General features: G+C 60.2%; 17 protein-coding genes and 1 pseudogene. 17 read left to right on the forward strand and 1 reads right to left on the reverse strand.

Features of this window, described 5'->3' with window-relative positions; genetic code table 11:
* Window positions 1-193 precede the first annotated feature (193 nt).
* The 8 genes from JQF37_RS29255 to aceA all read left to right on the forward strand — a co-directional run bounded on the left by JQF37_RS29255 (window position 194) and on the right by aceA (window position 8,397).
* Window positions 194-640 (forward strand): NUDIX hydrolase, encoded by a 447-nt coding sequence (locus JQF37_RS29255; protein ID WP_130207571.1) that lies wholly within the window; start codon window positions 194-196, stop codon window positions 638-640.
* Window positions 641-699: 59 nt separating this feature from the next.
* Window positions 700-1,845 (forward strand): tRNA 2-thiouridine(34) synthase MnmA, encoded by a 1,146-nt coding sequence (gene mnmA, locus JQF37_RS29260; RefSeq protein WP_130207573.1) that lies wholly within the window; start codon window positions 700-702, stop codon window positions 1,843-1,845.
* Window positions 1,842-2,465, forward strand: coding sequence for a high frequency lysogenization protein HflD (gene hflD, locus JQF37_RS29265; RefSeq protein WP_090468415.1), 624 nt, complete (start codon window positions 1,842-1,844; stop codon window positions 2,463-2,465). The genes mnmA and hflD overlap by 4 nt, the downstream gene beginning before the upstream one ends.
* Before the next feature lie 127 nt (window positions 2,466-2,592).
* On the forward strand, window positions 2,593-3,963 hold the full coding sequence (purB, locus tag JQF37_RS29270; protein ID WP_103405060.1) for an adenylosuccinate lyase: 1,371 nt from the start codon (window positions 2,593-2,595) through the stop codon (window positions 3,961-3,963).
* 86 nt (window positions 3,964-4,049) lie between these two features.
* Window positions 4,050-5,219 (forward strand): cupin domain-containing protein, encoded by a 1,170-nt coding sequence (locus tag JQF37_RS29275; RefSeq protein WP_130207575.1) that lies wholly within the window; start codon window positions 4,050-4,052, stop codon window positions 5,217-5,219.
* Entirely contained in the window at window positions 5,212-5,637 is a 426-nt protein-coding gene (locus tag JQF37_RS29280; RefSeq protein ID WP_047527672.1) for a GNAT family N-acetyltransferase, read from the forward strand. Before JQF37_RS29275 ends, JQF37_RS29280 begins: the two co-directional genes overlap by 8 nt.
* 169 nt (window positions 5,638-5,806) lie before the next feature.
* Window positions 5,807-6,568, forward strand: coding sequence for a secretin N-terminal domain-containing protein (locus JQF37_RS29285; protein ID WP_130207577.1), 762 nt, complete (start codon window positions 5,807-5,809; stop codon window positions 6,566-6,568).
* 503 nt (window positions 6,569-7,071) lie between these two features.
* Window positions 7,072-8,397: an isocitrate lyase gene (gene aceA / locus JQF37_RS29290; protein ID WP_103405058.1), complete on the forward strand. Its 1,326-nt coding sequence runs from the start codon at window positions 7,072-7,074 to the stop codon at window positions 8,395-8,397.
* A gap of 123 nt (window positions 8,398-8,520) precedes the next feature.
* Here the strand turns inward: aceA and JQF37_RS31865 are convergent.
* Window positions 8,521-8,598: pseudogene (locus JQF37_RS31865) on the reverse strand (outer membrane lipoprotein carrier protein LolA); the annotation flags it as partial.
* Window positions 8,599-9,042: 444 nt separating this feature from the next.
* Between JQF37_RS31865 and JQF37_RS29295 the strand changes: the two are divergent.
* The 9 genes from JQF37_RS29295 to nuoJ all read left to right on the forward strand — a co-directional run bounded on the left by JQF37_RS29295 (window position 9,043) and on the right by nuoJ (window position 18,778).
* On the forward strand, window positions 9,043-9,456 hold the full coding sequence (locus JQF37_RS29295; protein ID WP_003223812.1) for an NADH-quinone oxidoreductase subunit A: 414 nt from the start codon (window positions 9,043-9,045) through the stop codon (window positions 9,454-9,456).
* Window positions 9,457-9,466: 10 nt separating this feature from the next.
* Entirely contained in the window at window positions 9,467-10,141 is a 675-nt protein-coding gene (locus tag JQF37_RS29300) for an NADH-quinone oxidoreductase subunit B (protein WP_047527662.1), read from the forward strand.
* 73 nt (window positions 10,142-10,214) lie between these two features.
* Entirely contained in the window at window positions 10,215-11,999 is a 1,785-nt protein-coding gene (gene nuoC / locus JQF37_RS29305) for an NADH-quinone oxidoreductase subunit C/D (protein WP_130207581.1), read from the forward strand.
* A 2-nt stretch (window positions 12,000-12,001) separates the two neighbouring features.
* On the forward strand, window positions 12,002-12,499 hold the full coding sequence (gene nuoE, locus JQF37_RS29310) for an NADH-quinone oxidoreductase subunit NuoE (RefSeq protein WP_007970445.1): 498 nt from the start codon (window positions 12,002-12,004) through the stop codon (window positions 12,497-12,499).
* On the forward strand, window positions 12,496-13,851 hold the full coding sequence (gene nuoF / locus JQF37_RS29315; RefSeq protein ID WP_130207583.1) for an NADH-quinone oxidoreductase subunit NuoF: 1,356 nt from the start codon (window positions 12,496-12,498) through the stop codon (window positions 13,849-13,851). Before nuoE ends, nuoF begins: the two co-directional genes overlap by 4 nt.
* 137 nt (window positions 13,852-13,988) lie before the next feature.
* Window positions 13,989-16,703 (forward strand): NADH-quinone oxidoreductase subunit NuoG, encoded by a 2,715-nt coding sequence (nuoG, locus tag JQF37_RS29320; protein ID WP_130207585.1) that lies wholly within the window; start codon window positions 13,989-13,991, stop codon window positions 16,701-16,703.
* Complete coding sequence (gene nuoH / locus JQF37_RS29325) at window positions 16,700-17,707, forward strand: NADH-quinone oxidoreductase subunit NuoH (protein WP_130207587.1); 1,008 nt, start codon at window positions 16,700-16,702, stop codon at window positions 17,705-17,707. The genes nuoG and nuoH overlap by 4 nt, the downstream gene beginning before the upstream one ends.
* Before the next feature lie 9 nt (window positions 17,708-17,716).
* The gene (nuoI, locus tag JQF37_RS29330) at window positions 17,717-18,265 is read left to right on the forward strand and encodes an NADH-quinone oxidoreductase subunit NuoI (RefSeq protein WP_130207589.1); all 549 of its coding nucleotides are present in this window, start codon (window positions 17,717-17,719) and stop codon (window positions 18,263-18,265) included.
* A gap of 9 nt (window positions 18,266-18,274) precedes the next feature.
* Window positions 18,275-18,778, forward strand: coding sequence for an NADH-quinone oxidoreductase subunit J (nuoJ, locus tag JQF37_RS29335; protein WP_047527652.1), 504 nt, complete (start codon window positions 18,275-18,277; stop codon window positions 18,776-18,778).
* Window position 18,779: the final 1 nt, after the last annotated feature.

Below are 18,779 nucleotides of genomic sequence, written 5' to 3' on the forward strand. Positions count from 1 at the left end.
TCCGATGCCAGAGGTCTGGCATCGGATTTTCTAGGAAGCCCGGCTTTGACTCAAATGCTTAAGTGAACAGCATTACGGCCCTGTGCCGGGGTTTGTGTTTTTGGGATTTATGGTCGAATCAAAACCCTGTGGGAGCTGGTCTGCCAGCTCCCACAGGGATAGTGTTTCAACTTTTGAAAATTGAGGGTATTTCATGGACTGGCAACCCCACATCACCGTCGCCACCATCGTCGAAGACAACGGCCGCTTCCTGATGGTCGAGGAACTCAAGCACGGACGCGTGGTGCTCAACCAGCCCGCCGGCCACCTCGACCCGAACGAAACCCTGACCGAGGCCGCCGTGCGCGAAACCCTCGAGGAAACCGGCTGGGACGTCGAGCCGACCGGCGTGCTGGGCATTTATCTCTATACCGCTCCCAGCAACGGTGTGACCTACCAACGGGTCTGCTTCATCGCCAAGCCGCTCAAACACCACCCGGACTACCAGCTGGACGACGGCATCGTCGGCGCCAAGTGGTTGACCCGCGACGAATTAATCGAGCAGAGGGACAGCTGGCGCAGCGAGCTGATTATCCGCTGTATCGACGACTATCTGGACGGCAAACAGTTCGGTCTCGAATTGATCCGCCCTTCTCTTTAGCCTTGCGGGCTCCAGCCTGTTAGAATCGCGTCCTTTTTCAAGACACTCATTGAATCCCTATGCGTGATCCAGCCCCTTCTGACACACAAAAGAAGCGCGTCATTGTCGGCATGTCCGGCGGCGTGGACTCTTCCGTTTCCGCCCTCCTGCTGATCGAGCAGGGTTATGAGGTGGAAGGCCTGTTCATGAAGAACTGGGAAGAAGACGATGGAACGGAATACTGCACCGCCATGGATGACCTGGCGGATGCCCAGGCTGTGTGCGACAAGATCGGAATCAAGCTGCACACCGCCAACTTCGCCGCCGAGTACTGGGACAACGTCTTCGAGCACTTCCTGGCCGAATACAAGGCCGGCCGCACGCCGAACCCGGACATCCTGTGCAACCGCGAAATCAAGTTCAAGGCGTTCCTCGACTACGCCATGATGCTGGGCGCCGACCTGATCGCCACCGGCCACTACGTGCGCCGCCGTGACATCGACGGTCGCACCGAATTGCTCAAGGGCCTGGACGCGAACAAGGACCAGAGCTATTTCCTGCACGCCGTCGGCGGCGAACAGATCGCCAAGACCCTGTTTCCGGTCGGCGAGCTGGAAAAGCCGGAAGTACGCGCGATTGCCGAGAAATACGAACTGGCGACCGCGAAGAAAAAGGACTCCACCGGGATCTGCTTTATCGGCGAACGTCGCTTCAGCGACTTCCTCAAGCAGTACCTGCCGGCACAACCGGGCGAGATCAAGACCACCGAAGGTGAAGTCATCGGCCGCCACCATGGCCTGATGTATCACACCATTGGCCAGCGCCAGGGCCTGGGCATCGGCGGATTGAAAGACGCCAGCGACGAGCCGTGGTACGTGCTGGTCAAGGACCTGGAACACAACGAACTGATCGTCGGCCAGGGCAATGACCACCCGTGGTTGTTCTCCCGCGCCCTGCTCGCTTCGGACATCTACTGGGTCAATCCGATCGACCTGAGCGAGCCGCGCAGACTGACCGCCAAGGTCCGCTATCGCCAGAGCGACCAGCCCTGCACCCTGGAAAAAACCACCACCGGTTACCGCGCCACGTTTGACGACCCGCAACGCGCGGTCACTCCGGGCCAGTCCGTGGTGTTCTATGACGGTGAAATCTGCCTGGGTGGCGGAGTGATCGAAGTGGCGGAACCCTGGACCAGCAAGAGCACCGGCAAAGGGCAGCCCCAATGAGCCCGACCCAGGAGCAACTGACGGCACTGGGCGGCGTGTTTCTCGCCGCCGTGCTGGTCGATAAAATTGCCAAGACCGGCCAGACCAACGAGGCCGGCCTGACCTGCATGCTGGGTAGCCTGCTGATCCGCGACCCCAAGGACACCCTGGAAGTCTACGGCGGCGACGATATCAATCTGCGCGAAGGCTATCGCGCCTTGATCGGCGCCCTCGAACGCGATCCGAGCGCCCTGCAGCGCGAACCGCTGCGCTACGCGCTGGCCATGCTCGGCCTTGAGCGCCAACTGGCCAAGCGCAGCGACATGCTGGACATCATCGGCAAACGTCTGCCCCAGATTCAGTCCCAGGTCGAACACTTCGGCCCGGCCCATGAAAACGTGATCGCCGCGTGTGGCGCGCTGTACCAGGACACCCTGAGCACCTTGCGCCAACGCATCCAGGTCCACGGCGACATGCGCAACCTGCAGCAACCGAGTAACGCGTCGAAAATTCGCGCGCTATTGCTGGCCGGCATTCGCTCTGCACGCCTGTGGCGGCAGCTGGGCGGCCATCGCTGGCAGTTGGTGATCAGCCGGCGCAAATTGCTGAAAGAGCTTTATCCCTTGATGCGCGCCAGCTGAGGCGCATCCGCAACACCCTTTTGTAGTCAGTAACGCGTAATACGCTGGTCAGTTGGCAACGGACCGGCGGATTTTTTCATGTATGATACGCGCCCCATTTCGTTGCCCGACTGTCCGAGAACACCCCATGCAGCTCTCTTCGCTCACTGCGGTTTCCCCTGTTGACGGCCGCTACGCCGGCAAAACCCAGGCCCTGCGCCCAATTTTCAGCGAGTACGGCCTGATCCGTGCCCGCGTTCTGGTTGAAGTACGCTGGCTCCAGCGTCTGGCCGCTCACCCTGCCATCAGCGAAGTGCCGGCGTTCTCCGCCGAAGCCAACGCGGTGTTGAACACCCTGGCGGAAAACTTCTCTCTGGAGCACGCCGAGCGCGTCAAAGAGATCGAGCGCACCACCAACCACGACGTAAAAGCCATCGAATACCTGCTCAAAGAGCAAGCGGCCAAGCTGCCGGAACTGGCCAAGGTCAGCGAGTTCATCCACTTTGCCTGCACCAGCGAGGACATCAACAACCTGTCCCACGCCCTGATGCTGCGCGAAGGCCGCGATGACGTGATGCTGCCGCTGATGCGCCAGACCGCCAACGCCATCCGCGAACTGGCCATCCGTTTCGCTGACGTGCCAATGCTGTCGCGCACCCACGGTCAACCGGCTTCGCCGACCACCCTGGGCAAAGAGCTGGCGAACGTGGTTTACCGCCTGGAGCGTCAAATCGCTCAAGTCGCTGCCGTTCCGCTGCTGGGCAAGATCAACGGCGCCGTCGGCAACTACAACGCACACCTGTCGGCCTACCCTGAGATCGACTGGGAAGCCAACGCCCGCGCCTTCATCGAAGACGAGCTGGGCCTGGGCTTCAACCCGTACACCACGCAAATCGAGCCGCACGACTACATCGCCGAGCTGTTCGATGCGATCGCCCGCTTCAACACCATCCTGATCGACTTCGACCGCGACATCTGGGGCTACATCTCCCTGGGCTACTTCAAGCAGCGCACCATCGCAGGCGAAATCGGTTCGTCGACCATGCCGCACAAGGTCAACCCGATCGACTTCGAAAACTCCGAAGGCAACCTGGGCATCGCCAACGCACTGTTCCAGCACCTGGCGAGCAAACTGCCAATCTCCCGCTGGCAGCGCGACCTGACCGACTCCACCGTCCTGCGTAACCTCGGCGTCGGCTTTGCCCACAGCGTGATCGCGTACGAAGCAAGCCTCAAAGGCATCAGCAAGCTGGAGCTCAACGAGCAGAAAATCGCCGCCGACCTGGACGCGTGCTGGGAAGTCCTGGCCGAGCCCATCCAGACCGTGATGCGCCGCTACAACATCGAAAACCCGTACGAGAAGCTGAAAGAATTGACCCGCGGCAAGGGCATCAGCCCTGAAGCGTTGCAGACTTTCATCGACGGCCTGGACATGCCAGCCGCCGCCAAGGCCGAACTGAAATTGCTTACCCCGGCAAACTACATCGGTAACGCTGCAGAGCAAGCCAGACGCATCTGATCGACCGCTTGACCCTTTTAAGACGCCCGGCCGCGCCGGGCGTTTTTATTCCCGTATGAAAAGTGCATTTTTTCAATAGGTTACACATGAATCCTGACATTCCTCTTCAACTTTTGGGCGGCATCACGGCACGGGAGTTCCTGCGCGACTACTGGCAGAAAAAGCCGCTGTTGATCCGTCAGGCCATCCCGGACTTCGAAAGCCCGCTCGATGCCGACGAATTGGCCGGCCTGGCGCTGGAAGAAGAAGTCGAATCGCGCCTGATCATCGAGCATGGCGAGCGCCCTTGGGAACTGCGTCGCGGCCCGTTTGCCGAGGACGAATTCAGCAAACTGCCGGAACGTGAGTGGACCCTGCTGGTGCAAGCCGTGGACCAGTTCGTTCCGGAAGTCGGCGAACTGCTGGAGCACTTCCGTTTCCTGCCGAGCTGGCGCATCGACGACGTAATGATCAGCTACGCGGCACCAGGTGGCAGCGTCGGCCCGCATTTCGACAACTACGACGTGTTCCTGCTGCAAGGCCACGGCAAGCGCAACTGGAAGATCGGCCAGATGTGCGACTCCGAAAGCCCGCTGCTGCAGCACGCGGACTTGCGCATCCTCGCCGAATTCGAAGCGACCGATGAGTGGGTGCTGGAACCGGGTGACATGCTCTACCTGCCACCGCGCCTGGCCCACTGCGGCGTCGCGGTCGATGACTGCCTGACTTACTCCGTCGGCTTCCGCGCACCGAGCGCTGCTGAAGTACTGACCCACTTCACTGACTTCCTCAGCCAGTTCCTGCCTGACGAAGAGCGTTACACCGACGCCGACGCCCTGCCTGCGGTCGATCCGCACCAGATCCAGCACGACGCCCTCGACCGCCTGAAAGGCCTGCTGGCCGAACACATGAGCGACGAACGCCTGCTGCTGACCTGGTTCGGCCAGTTCATGACCGAGCCACGCTATCCGGAACTGGTCGTCGGCCCGGAAGACGTCGAAGAGGAAGACGTCCTCAGCGCACTCGAACAGGGCGCCGTACTGATCCGCAACCCAAGCGCACGCCTGGCCTGGTCGGAAGTCGATGATGACTTGCTGCTGTTCGCCAGCGGCCAGAGCCGTTATCTGCCGGGCAAATTGCGCGAGCTGCTGAAGATGATCTGCGCCGCCGATGCACTGCACAGCGACAACCTCGACCAATGGCTGAGCGACGAAGATGGCCGCAGCCTGCTGTGCGAGCTGGTCAAGCAAGGTAGCCTGGGGTTTGCCGATGAATAAGATTCACGTACGTGTCGCAGACTGGCAAAAGGACAACGCCGAGATCCGGCGCATTCGTGAGACGGTGTTCGTCGCCGAGCAATGCGTTCCACCTGAACTTGAGTGGGATGCCGACGACGCGACTGCCGTGCACTTCCTGGCATTCGAAGGCGACTTTCCAATCGGTACCGCCCGCCTGCTGCCTGACGGTCACGTTGGCCGAGTGTCGGTACTCAAGGATTGGCGCGGCCTGAAAGTCGGCGATGCGTTGATGCAAGCGGTCATCGGCGAAGCCGAAAAGCGCGGGCTAAAACAGCAGATGCTCAGCGCCCAGGTCCAAGCCACGGCGTTCTATGAGCGCCTGGGCTTCAGCATGGTCAGTGAGGAGTTCCTGGAAGCAGGGATTCCGCATGTCGATATGGTTCGCCATTCGGCTTGATACCTGTGGTGAAGGAGCTTGCTCCCTCACCACAAAAGCAACACGCAAACACCACAAAACGCCTCGCCATTTTCGGATGCCGGGGCGTTTTGCTGTCTACGATTCAACTTGCCCCATTACGGGCCGACAAAGTGGCACTATCAAGCCTTTGATTGCGGAGATAACGGATATGTCCCTACGCACCCTGCTCACCACGCTGTTGGTGACCTGCAGTTTTTCGGTCATGGCAGCCACCGAAATCGTGCCATTGAACTACCACACCAGCGCCGACATGTTGCCGGTCGCACAGGATTTCATCGGCAAGGACGGCCAGGTCAGCGCTTACGGGAATCAGCTTATAGTCAACGCTGATCAGCGCAAGATCGACGAACTTAAAGCCCTTCTTTCCCAGCTCGACACGGCGCCAAAACGCCTGCTGATCACGGTCGATACCAGTGACAACAACACCCAGGGCGACCAGGGATATTCGGTGAACGGCGCCAAGCCCAACCAGACCCGCATCATCAGTTACAACACCGCCAGCCGTAATGGCGGCATTCAGCAAGTCCAGGCCAGCGAAGGCACGCCGGCACTGATCCAGGTCGGCCAGAGCGTACCGCTCACCACCAGCCAGACCGATTCCTACGGCGACCTGCGCAGCCAGACCGAATACCGCAACGTCACTCAGGGGTTCTATGTCACCGCCAGCGTCACCGGTGACATCGTTCACCTGTCGATCAGCACCAACCATGACCGCATGAGCCAGGAACGTCCCGATGTAGTGAACGTACAAAGTACCGACACAACCGTCACCGGACACTTGGGCGAATGGATCCTGCTGGCTGGCGTGAACAGCCAGACACAGGCCGACAAACAGGGCCATACCCGCAGCTACTCGACTCAAGGCCGGGATGACATGACGCTACGGGTGAAAGTCGATACTTTGGACTAAGTCACCGAAAACTGACTGGCAAGTCGTATTAGACCAAAGATGTAGTGCTTGAAAAAAAGCACTACAAAGTGTTTGACGAGCCAAAAAACCGAAGGCATGATGGCCTCGCTCCCGCTAATCAGAGGCCCCGGCAAGGGCCTTCGAGTCGCCGCTTGCAACTTACCCCACGCAAGCCGATTCGTGTCTGTACCGCCCACAAGGTGTGTTTGACGAGGTTGTCGACTGGAACGAAGTTGTCCCGAGGGACGGAAGCGTAATTAGGTAACCCGGCACCACACTGATGTTCGCACCAAGGCCCACGACGCCCGAATGCGCCCGCAGTCCGCCCGTACCTGCTCACTTCCCCTCGAGCCCATCGTTCATCCCGTCGCCTCCCCCGCCGAACCCGACTTGACCGCCTAAGCTTCTGGTCAGCGAGCAGCCTCTTACGCCAATTTCAGGATGCGTACGTGGCAGGAGCAGGAATTTTCCACCCCAAGACCTATGCGACGAGGTTTATCTCCATGGCACTGACACGCGAACAGCAAATTGCAGCCCTCGAAAAAGACTGGGCTGAAAACCCGCGCTGGAAAGGCGTGACACGCACTTACTCCGCTGCTGACGTCGTCCGCCTGCGTGGCTCGGTTCAACCTGAGCACACTTTTGCAAAAATGGGCGCCGAAAAGCTGTGGAACCTGGTTACCCAAGGTGCCAAGCCAGCCTTCCGTCCTGAGAAAGATTTCGTCAACTGCATGGGCGCCCTGACCGGCGGCCAGGCTGTGCAACAAGTCAAGGCCGGCATCCAGGCGATCTACCTGTCGGGCTGGCAAGTAGCTGCGGACAACAACTCCGCCGAATCGATGTACCCGGACCAGTCGCTGTACCCGGTGGATTCGGTTCCAACCGTGGTCAAGCGCATCAACAACTCGTTCCGTCGTGCTGACCAGATCCAGTGGAAAGCCGGCAAGAACCCGGGCGACGAAGGTTACATCGACTACTTCGCGCCAATCGTGGCTGACGCTGAAGCCGGTTTCGGCGGCGTACTGAACGCCTACGAGCTGATGAAGAGCATGATCGAAGCAGGCGCCGCCGGCGTTCACTTCGAAGACCAGCTGGCTTCGGTGAAGAAGTGCGGCCACATGGGCGGCAAGGTACTGGTACCGACCCAGGAAGCCGTACAGAAGCTGATCGCTGCTCGCCTGGCCGCTGACGTTGCCGGTACTCCGACCATCATCCTGGCCCGTACCGACGCTAACGCTGCTGACCTGCTGACTTCCGATTGCGATCCGTACGACCAGCCATTCGTCACTGGCGAACGTACACAGGAAGGCTTCTACAAAGTGCGCGCCGGTCTCGACCAGGCTATCGCTCGCGGCCTGGCCTACGCGCCGTACGCCGACCTGATCTGGTGCGAAACCGCCAAGCCTGATCTGGAAGAAGCTCGTCGCTTCGCCGAAGCGATCAAGAAGGAATACCCGGACCAACTGCTGTCGTACAACTGCTCGCCTTCCTTCAACTGGAAGAAAAACCTGGACGACGCGACCATCGCCAAGTTCCAGCGTGAACTGTCCGCCATGGGCTACAAGCACCAGTTCATCACCCTGGCCGGCATTCACAACATGTGGCACAGCATGTTCAACCTGGCGCACGACTACGCCCGCAACGACATGACTGCCTACGTGAAACTGCAGGAGCAGGAATTCGCCGACGCCGCCAAGGGTTACACCTTCGTGGCTCACCAGCAGGAAGTGGGCACCGGCTACTTCGACGACATGACCACCGTGATCCAGGGTGGCTCGTCTTCGGTAACCGCGCTGACCGGTTCGACCGAAGAAGAACAGTTCCACTGATCTGCTTCACCTGAAATGACAGCCGCTGCGGACCGGATAGAAAGCTAACCGCAGCGCTGCACATCTGACGCCCCGACTGGTTCGGGGCGTTTTTTTGCCTGCGTTTCAATGAACGCCCCCTTCTGTAGGAGCGAGCCTGCTCGCGATGACCCCGAGGGCGCCGCGGGGTGTCAGGCCCCCAGCGTCATCGCTGACCACCATCGCGAGCAAGCTCGCTCCTACAGGGGCTGGTGGCGATCTGGAAAAATACTGATCCAGAGCGGCATCAACATCGGAAAAATCCGCTAAAAAGATCACCGCCGCTACTTCAAGTAACGTGCATATAAGACAACTTAACGAACACTGACCCGTTAAACAGATTCAAAACCAACGCAAATGATATTGATTATCATTCAGGTGAAACTATGTTCGTTACAATCCCTACAAAACATAATTGACGAAATGCCACCTAATGCCCGTAACGCAAGGGCTACAGCGCTTTTGCCACTCGCTATGTCCTTATTTCGGTAAATAATTTCGCTATAGGAATTTTACTTGCCGAGTGTTTAGCCATAAAATCAGCGCGATTGATTGCTGCGACATATCGTCACTGCGTTGTTTCTTTTCAAGCTCAGAGACCTTTGCTCTCTGTTAAGGATTACCAGCATGCCCGAAGCGACAGGACTCATGGCCCACAACTGGGGCTTTGCCATTTTCCTTCTGGGCGTAGTCGGCCTCTGTGCCTTCATGCTCGGCGTCTCCAGCCTCCTCGGGTCAAAAGCCTGGGGCCGCAGCAAAAACGAACCGTTCGAGTCCGGCATGCTACCCACAGGTGGCGCCCGCTTGCGGCTCTCTGCCAAATTCTATCTGGTCGCGATGCTTTTCGTGATCTTCGATATCGAAGCCCTCTTTCTCTTTGCATGGTCTGTGTCCGTCCGCGAAAGCGGCTGGACCGGATTCGTCGAAGCTCTCGTTTTCATAGCAATTCTGTTGGCAGGTCTTGTCTACCTATTCCGAGTGGGCGCCCTTGACTGGGCTCCGGAAGCTCGGCGCAAGCGGCAAGCGAAGCTGAAACAATGAGGCTTTGGCAATGCAATACAATCTCACCAGGATCGACCCCGATGCTCCTAACGAGCAGTATCCGATTGGCGAACGGGAAACCGTTTCCGATCCGTTAGAAGATCAAGTCCACAAAAACATTTTCATGGGCAAGCTCGAAGACGTGCTTAACGGCACGATCAACTGGGGTCGCAAGAACTCCCTGTGGCCGTATAACTTCGGCCTTTCGTGCTGCTATGTGGAAATGACCACCGCCTTCACGGCGCCCCACGACATCGCGCGCTTTGGCGCCGAAGTTATCCGGGCATCACCGCGTCAGGCGGATTTCATGGTTATCGCCGGTACCTGCTTCATCAAGATGGCGCCGATCATTCAGCGTCTGTACGAGCAAATGCTCGAACCTAAATGGGTCATCTCCATGGGTTCGTGCGCCAACTCCGGTGGCATGTACGACATCTACTCTGTCGTTCAAGGGGTGGACAAGTTCCTGCCCGTGGACGTCTACGTGCCTGGCTGCCCGCCCCGCCCTGAAGCTTTCCTGCAAGGCTTGATGCTGTTGCAGGAGTCGATTGGCCAGGAGCGTCGCCCACTTTCCTGGGTCGTTGGCGATCAAGGCGTTTACCGCGCCGAGATGCCTTCCGAGAAGGAAAAGCGCCGCGAACAGCGTATTCAGGTAACCAACCTGCGCAGCCCCGACGAAGTCTGATCCAGATCTGCTGTTTCAAAGAAACGAGAAGCTGGCTTCATTCTTTACGTTGACCGAAAGCGATAAAAAAATCATGACTACAGGCAGTGCTCTGTACATCCCGCCTTATAAGGCTGACGACCAGGATGTGGTCGTCGAACTGAACAACCGTTTTGGCCCCGAGGCGTTCACCGCCCAGCCTACCCGCACCGGCATGCCGGTGCTTTGGGTTGCCCGTGCCAAACTCGTCGAAGTCCTGACTTTCCTGCGTAACCTGCCCAAGCCGTACGTCATGCTCTATGACCTGCACGGCGTGGATGAGCGTCTGCGCACCAAGCGTCAAGGGCTGCCGAGCGGCGCCGACTTCTCTGTGTTCTATCACTTGATGTCGATCGAACGTAACAGCGACGTCATGATCAAGGTTGCCCTCTCCGAGAGCGACCTCAGCCTGCCGACCGTCACCAGCATCTGGCCGAACGCCAACTGGTACGAGCGTGAAGTCTGGGACATGTACGGCATCGACTTCAAAGGCCACCCTCACCTGTCGCGCATCATGATGCCGCCGACCTGGGAAGGTCACCCGCTGCGCAAGGACTTCCCTGCGCGCGCCACCGAATTCGATCCGTACAGCCTGACCCTGGCCAAGCAACAGCTCGAGGAAGAAGCCGCGCGCTTCAAGCCTGAAGACTGGGGCATGAAGCGTTCCGGCCCGAACGAGGACTACATGTTCCTCAACCTCGGCCCGAACCACCCTTCGGCGCACGGTGCGTTCCGCATCATCCTGCAGCTGGACGGCGAAGAGATCGTCGACTGCGTACCGGACATCGGTTACCACCACCGTGGCGCCGAGAAGATGGCCGAGCGTCAGTCCTGGCACAGCTTCATTCCGTACACCGACCGTATCGACTACCTCGGCGGCGTGATGAACAACCTGCCGTACGTGCTCTCGGTCGAGAAGCTGGCCGGCATCAAGGTGCCCGAGAAGGTCGACGTCATCCGCATCATGATGGCCGAGTTCTTCCGGATCACCAGCCACCTGCTGTTCCTGGGTACCTACATCCAGGACGTCGGCGCCATGACCCCGGTGTTCTTCACCTTCACCGACCGCCAGAAGGCATACACGGTGATCGAAGCCATTACCGGTTTCCGTCTGCACCCGGCCTGGTACCGCATCGGTGGCGTCGCCCACGACCTGCCGCGCGGCTGGGAAAAACTGGTCAAGGATTTCGTCGAATGGATGCCAAAGCGCCTGGACGAATACCAGAAAGCCGCCCTCGACAACAGCATCCTGCGTGGCCGTACCATCGGCGTCGCGGCCTACAACACCAAGGAAGCCCTGGAATGGGGTGTCACCGGTGCCGGCCTGCGTTCGACCGGTTGCGACTTCGACCTGCGCAAGGCGCGTCCATATTCGGGCTATGAGAACTTCGAATTCGAAGTGCCGCTGGCCGCCAACGGCGATGCCTATGACCGCTGCATCGTGCGCGTCGAGGAAATGCGCCAGAGCATCAAGATCATCGACCAGTGCCTGCGCAACATGCCGGAAGGCCCGTACAAGGCGGATCACCCGCTGACCACGCCGCCACCGAAAGAGCGCACCCTGCAGCACATCGAGACCCTGATCACGCACTTCCTGCAAGTTTCGTGGGGCCCGGTGATGCCGGCCAACGAATCCTTCCAGATGATCGAAGCGACCAAGGGCATCAACAGTTATTACCTTACGAGCGATGGCGGCACCATGAGCTACCGCACCCGGATTCGCACCCCAAGCTTCCCGCACCTGCAGCAGATCCCTTCGGTGATCAAAGGCAGCATGGTCGCGGACTTGATCGCGTACCTGGGTAGTATCGATTTCGTTATGGCCGACGTGGACCGCTAAGCATGAACAGCACGCTTATCCAGACAGACCGTTTCGCCCTGAGCGAAACCGAGCGCTCGGCCATCGAGCACGAGCTGCATCACTACGAAGACCCGCGCGCGGCGTCGATCGAAGCCCTGAAGATCGTCCAGAAGGAACGTGGCTGGGTGCCGGACGGCGCCCTGTACGCCATCGGCGAGATCCTCGGCATTCCGGCCAGCGACGTTGAAGGCGTGGCGACGTTCTACAGCCAGATCTTCCGTCAACCGGTTGGCCGCCACATCATTCGCGTCTGCGACAGCATGGTCTGCTACATCGGCGGCCACGAGTCCGTGGTCAGCGAAATCCAGAGCAAGCTCGGCATCGGCCTGGGTCAAACCACCGCCGACGGTCGTTTCACCCTGCTGCCGGTCTGCTGCCTCGGCAACTGCGACAAGGCACCGGCGTTGATGATCGACGACGACACGTTCGGTGATGTGCAGCCAGCAGGCGTTGCCAAATTGCTCGAGGGCTACGTATGACCCTGACTTCCTTCGGTCCGGCCAACCGCATCAAGCGTTCGGCCGAGACTCACCCGCTCACCTGGCGTCTGCGTGACGACGGCGAAGCCGTCTGGCTCGACGAGTACCAGGCCAAGAACGGTTACGCCGCTGCCCGCAAGGCCTTCGCCGACATGGCCCAGGACGACATCGTCCAGACCGTGAAGGACTCCGGCCTCAAGGGTCGTGGCGGTGCAGGCTTCCCCACTGGCGTGAAGTGGGGCCTGATGCCAAAAGACGAATCCATCAACATCCGCTACCTGCTGTGCAACGCGGATGAAATGGAACCCAACACCTGGAAAGACCGCATGCTGATGGAGCAACTGCCCCATCTGCTGATCGAAGGCATGCTGATCAGTGCCCGCGCACTGAAAACCTACCGTGGCTACATCTTCCTGCGCGGCGAATACACCACCGCCGCCAAGCACCTCAACCGTGCCGTGGAAGAAGCCAAGGCCGCGGGCCTGCTGGGCAAGAACATCCTCGGCAGCGGCTTCGATTTCGAGCTGTTCGTCCACACCGGCGCCGGGCGTTACATCTGCGGTGAAGAAACCGCACTGATCAACTCCCTCGAAGGCCGCCGCGCCAACCCGCGCTCCAAGCCGCCCTTCCCCGCCGCCGTTGGCGTCTGGGGCAAGCCGACCTGCGTGAACAACGTCGAGACCCTGTGCAACGTGCCGGCGATCATTGCCGACGGCGTGGACTGGTACAAGTCGTTGGCCCGCGAAGGCAGCGAAGACATGGGCACCAAGCTCATGGGCTTCTCCGGCAAGGTCAAGAACCCAGGCCTGTGGGAACTGCCATTCGGCGTAACCGCTCGCGAACTGTTCGAAGACTACGCCGGTGGCATGCGCGACGGTTACAAGCTCAAGTGCTGGCAGCCTGGCGGCGCCGGTACCGGTTTCCTGTTGCCTGAGCACCTGGACGCACAAATGTACGCCGGCGGCATCGCCAAGGTGGGCACCCGTATGGGTACCGGCCTGGCCATGGCGGTCGACGACAGCGTCAACATGGTGTCCCTGCTGCGCAACATGGAGCAGTTCTTCGCTCGCGAATCCTGTGGTTTCTGCACCCCTTGCCGCGATGGCTTGCCATGGAGCGTCAAGCTCCTGATGGCCATCGAGAACGGTCAGGGTCAGCCAGGCGACATCGAGACCCTGCTGGGTCTGGTCGGTTTCCTCGGCCCGGGCAAGACCTTCTGTGCTCACGCACCGGGCGCCGTGGAGCCGTTGGGCAGCGCAATCAAATACTTCCGTCCAGAGTTCGAAGCCGGCATCGCGCCCACCAGCGCCGCCGTCCCGCCTCTGGCAAGGCCGATCGTAGTCGGCGCGTAAATGCTTAAAAAGGCGAAGGGTCCGTGCCCTTCGTCTTTCGTTCGATGACGCCTTTCAAGGGCTGTTTGGATTCGGACGAACAACAAGATTCCATTAGCCACGCCCGCTGACACCGGGCCAACGAAGAACTTTGAACCATGGCCACTATCCACGTAGACGGCAAAGAGCTCGAAGTCGATGGGGCAGACAACCTGTTACAGGCATGTCTGTCGCTAGGCCTCGATATCCCTTATTTCTGCTGGCACCCTGCCCTGGGCAGCGTTGGCGCTTGCCGCCAGTGCGCGGTCAAGCAGTACACCGACGAGAACGACACCCGTGGTCGTATCGTCATGTCCTGCATGACCCCTGCCACCGACAACACCTGGATCTCCATCGAAGATGAAGAATCCAAGGCTTTCCGCGCCAGTGTTGTCGAATGGCTGATGACCAACCACCCTCACGACTGCCCGGTCTGTGAAGAAGGCGGTCACTGCCACCTGCAAGACATGACGGTGATGACCGGCCACAACGAGCGCCGTTACCGCTTCACCAAGCGTACCCACCAGAACCAGGAACTCGGCCCGTTCATTGCCCACGAAATGAACCGCTGCATCGCTTGCTATCGCTGCGTGCGCTACTACAAGGACTACGCCGGCGGCACCGACCTCGGCGTGTTCGGCGCCCACGACAACGTGTACTTCGGTCGCGTTGAAGACGGCACCCTGGAAAGCGAATTCTCCGGCAACCTCACCGAGGTCTGCCCGACCGGTGTGTTCACCGACAAGACTCACTCCGAGCGCTACAACCGCAAGTGGGACATGCAGTTCTCGCCGAGCATCTGCCATGGCTGCTCCAGCGGCTGTAACATCTCCCCGGGCGAACGCTACGGCGAATTGCGCCGTATCGAAAACCGTTTCAACGGCTCGGTAAACCAGTACTTCCTGTGCGACCGTGGCCGTTTCGGCTATGGCTACGTCAACCGCGAAGACCGTCCGCGTCAGCCACTGCTGGCCAACGGCACCAAGCTGGGTCTGGACGAAGCGCTGGATAAAGCCGCCGACCTGCTGCGCGGCCGCAACATCGTCGGTATCGGTTCGCCCCGCGCCAGCCTCGAAAGCAACTACGCGTTGCTCGAACTGGTCGGTGCCGAGCACTTCTACTCCGGTATCGAAGCCTCCGAACTGGAGCGCATCCGCCTGGTCCTGCAAGTGCTGAAAGACAGCCCGCTGCCTGTACCGAACATGCGCGACATCGAAGACCACGACGCCGTGTTCGTCCTCGGTGAAGACCTGACCCAAACCGCTGCACGCATGGCCCTGGCCCTGCGCCAATCGGTCAAGGGCAAGGCCGAAGACATGGCCGAAGCCATGCGCGTACAGCCTTGGCTCGACGCCGCGGTGAAGAACATCGGTCAGCACGCGCTGAACCCGCTGTTCATCGCCAGCCTGGCTGAAACCAAGCTCGACGACGTGGCCGAAGAGTGCGTTCACGCCGCGCCGGACGACCTGGCCCGCATCGGTTTCGCCGTGGCTCACGCCCTCGATGCCAGCGCTCCTGCCGTTGAAGGTCTGGACGCCGAAGCCCTCGAGCTGGCCAAGCGCATCGCCGACGCCCTGCTCGCCGCCAAGCGCCCACTGATCATCGCCGGTACGTCCCTGGGCTCCAAAGCCTTGATCGAAGCCGCCGCGAACATCGCCAAGGCCCTGAAGCTGCGCGAGAAGAACGGCTCCATCAGCCTGATCGTGCCAGAGGCCAACAGCCTCGGCCTGGCCATGCTCGGTGGCGAATCGGTCGATGCAGCCCTGCAAGCGGTGATCGACGGAAAGGCCGACGCCATCGTCGTGCTGGAAAACGATCTGTACACCCGTACCGACAAAGCCAAGGTCGATGCCGCCCTGACCGCCGCGAAAGTGGTGATCGTGGCGGACCATCAGAAGACCGCCACCAGCGATCGCGCGCACCTGGTCCTGCCGGCTGCCAGCTTCGCTGAGGGCGACGGTACCCTGGTCAGCCAGGAAGGCCGTGCCCAGCGCTTCTTCCAGGTTTTCGACCCGCAATACATGGACGCCAGCATCCTGGTTCACGAAGGCTGGCGCTGGCTGCATGCCCTGCGTTCGACCCTGCTCAACCAGCCGATCGACTGGACGCAGCTGGACCACGTCACCGCTGCGGTCGCCTCGAGCACTCCACAACTGTCGGCCATCGTCGACGCGGCACCGTCCGCCGCGTTCCGCATCAAGGGCCTGAAACTGGCGCGCGAACCGCTGCGCTACTCCGGTCGTACCGCCATGCGTGCCGACATCAGCGTGCACGAACCCCGTACACCGCAGGACAAAGACACCGCGTTCGCCTTCTCGATGGAAGGTTACTCGGGTTCGGTCGAACCCCGTCAGCAAGTGCCATTCGCCTGGTCTCCGGGCTGGAACTCGCCGCAAGCCTGGAACAAGTTCCAGGACGAAGTCGGTGGTCACATCCGCGCTGGCGACCCGGGCACCCGCCTGATCGAAAGCACCGGTGATTCGCTGAAGTGGTTCGCCAACGTTCCGCGCGCGTTCAACCCGGCCCAGGGCACCTGGCAGGTTGTGCCGTTCTTCCACTTGTTCGGCAGCGAAGAAACCTCTTCGAAAGCCGCTCCGGTTCAGGAACGCATCCCGGCGGCCTACGTCTCCCTGGCCAAGTCCGAAGCCGACCGTCTGGGTGTCAACGACGGCGCACTGCTGAGCCTGAACGTGGCTGGCCAGACCCTGCGTCTGCCACTGCGCATCAATGAAGAACTGGGCGCCGGCCTGGTGGCATTGCCAGCGGGCATCGCCGGCATTCCGCCAGCGATCTTCGGCAAATCCGTTGACGGTCTGCAGGAGGCAGCTCAATGACCTTGTTCACTCCTGAAGTGATCGACATCATCATCGCGGTCCTCAAGGCCGTGGTGATTCTGCTGGCCGTGGTGGTCTGCGGTGCACTGCTGAGCTGGGTCGAGCGTCGCTTGCTCGCCCTCTGGCAAGACCGTTACGGTCCGAACCGCGTCGGTCCGTTCGGCGCATTCCAGATCGCCGCCGACATGATCAAGATGTTCTTCAAGGAAGACTGGACGCCGCCGTTCGCCGACAAGATGATCTTCACCCTGGCACCGGTCGTGGCCATGAGCGCCCTGCTGATTGCCTTCGCGATCATCCCGGTCACCCCGACCTGGGGCGTGGCGGACCTGAACATCGGCATCCTGTTCTTCTTCGCCATGGCCGGTCTGTCGGTCTACGCGGTGCTGTTCGCCGGTTGGTCGAGCAACAACAAGTTCGCCCTGCTGGGCAGCTTGCGGGCTTCGGCGCAAACCGTGTCGTACGAAGTGTTCATGGGCCTGTCGCTGATGGGCATCGTGATCCAGGTCGGCTCGTTCAACATGCGCGACATCGTTGATTACCAGGCCCAGCACCTGTGGTTCATCATTCCGCAGATCTTCGGTTTCCTGACCTTCTTCATCGCTGGCGTGGCCGTGACTCACCGTCACCCGTTCGACCAGCCGGAAGCGGAACAGGAACTGGCCGACGGTTACCACATTGAATACGCCGGCATGAAATGGGGCATGTTCTTCGTCGGCGAGTACATCGGCATCGTGTTGATTTCGGCACTGCTGGTGACCTTGTTCTTCGGTGGCTGGCACGGTCCGTTCGGCATCCTGCCGCAGATCCCGTTCATCTGGTTCGCGCTGAAAACCGCGTTCTTCATCATGATGTTCATCCTGTTGCGCGCTTCGATTCCGCGCCCACGGTATGACCAAGTGATGGATTTCAGCTGGAAGTTCTGCCTGCCGCTGACCCTCGTCAACATGCTGGTGACCGCTGCGATCGTGTTGCTCAACACGCCCGCCGTCGCGGCTCAGTGAGGATAGAGAATCATGAAGTACATATTTGACATCGTGCATGGCCTCTACACCCAGCTTCGCAGCCTGGTGATGATTTTCGGCCACGCCTTCCGCAAGCGCGACACGCTGCAGTACCCGGAAGAACCGGTCTACCTGCCGCCGCGCTACCGTGGGCGTATCGTCCTGACCCGCGACCCCGACGGCGAAGAGCGTTGTGTAGCGTGCAACCTGTGCGCCGTGGCTTGCCCGGTCGGTTGCATCTCGCTGCAGAAAGCTGAAACCGAAGACGGTCGCTGGTACCCGGAGTTCTTCCGCATCAACTTCTCGCGCTGCATTTTCTGCGGCCTCTGCGAGGAAGCCTGCCCGACCACCGCGATCCAGCTCACGCCGGATTTCGAAATGGCCGAGTTCAAACGTCAGGACCTGGTTTACGAGAAAGAAGATCTGCTGATCTCCGGCCCCGGCAAAAACCCTGATTACAACTTCTATCGTGTTGCAGGTATGGCGATTGCCGGTAAGCCAAAAGGCTCCGCGCAGAATGAAGCCGAACCGATCAACGTGAAGAGCTTGCTGCCTTAAGGAAGAAAGATGGAATTCGCTTTCTATTTCGCATCGGGTATCGCTGTGGTCTCCACGCTTCGCGTGGTCACCAACACCAACCCCGTGCACGCCCTGCTCTACCTGATCATTTCGCTGATCTCCGTGGCGATGACGTTCTTCGCCCTTGGCGCGCCGTTTGCCGGTGTGCTGGAAGTGATCGCCTACGCTGGCGCCATCATGGTGCTGTTCGTGTTCGTGGTGATGATGCTGAACCTGGGCCCGGCCTCGGTTCAGCAAGAGCGCGTCTGGCTCAAGCCCGGCATATGGGGCGGCCCGGTCGCCCTCGCCGCCTTGCTGCTGGTGGAACTGCTGTATGTGCTGTTCTCCCACCAGAGCGGCCAGGCCATCGGCCACACCACCGTGGACGCCAAGGCCGTGGGCATCAGCCTGTTCGGTCCTTATCTGCTGGTGGTCGAACTCGCCTCGATGCTGCTGCTCGCCGCAGCCGTCACGGCGTTCCACTTGGGCCGCAACGAAGCCAAGGAGCAATGAC

It is taken from the genome of Pseudomonas sp. MIL9 (assembly GCF_016887925.1).
Taxonomy (GTDB): Bacteria; Pseudomonadota; Gammaproteobacteria; order Pseudomonadales; family Pseudomonadaceae; genus Aquipseudomonas; species Aquipseudomonas mohnii.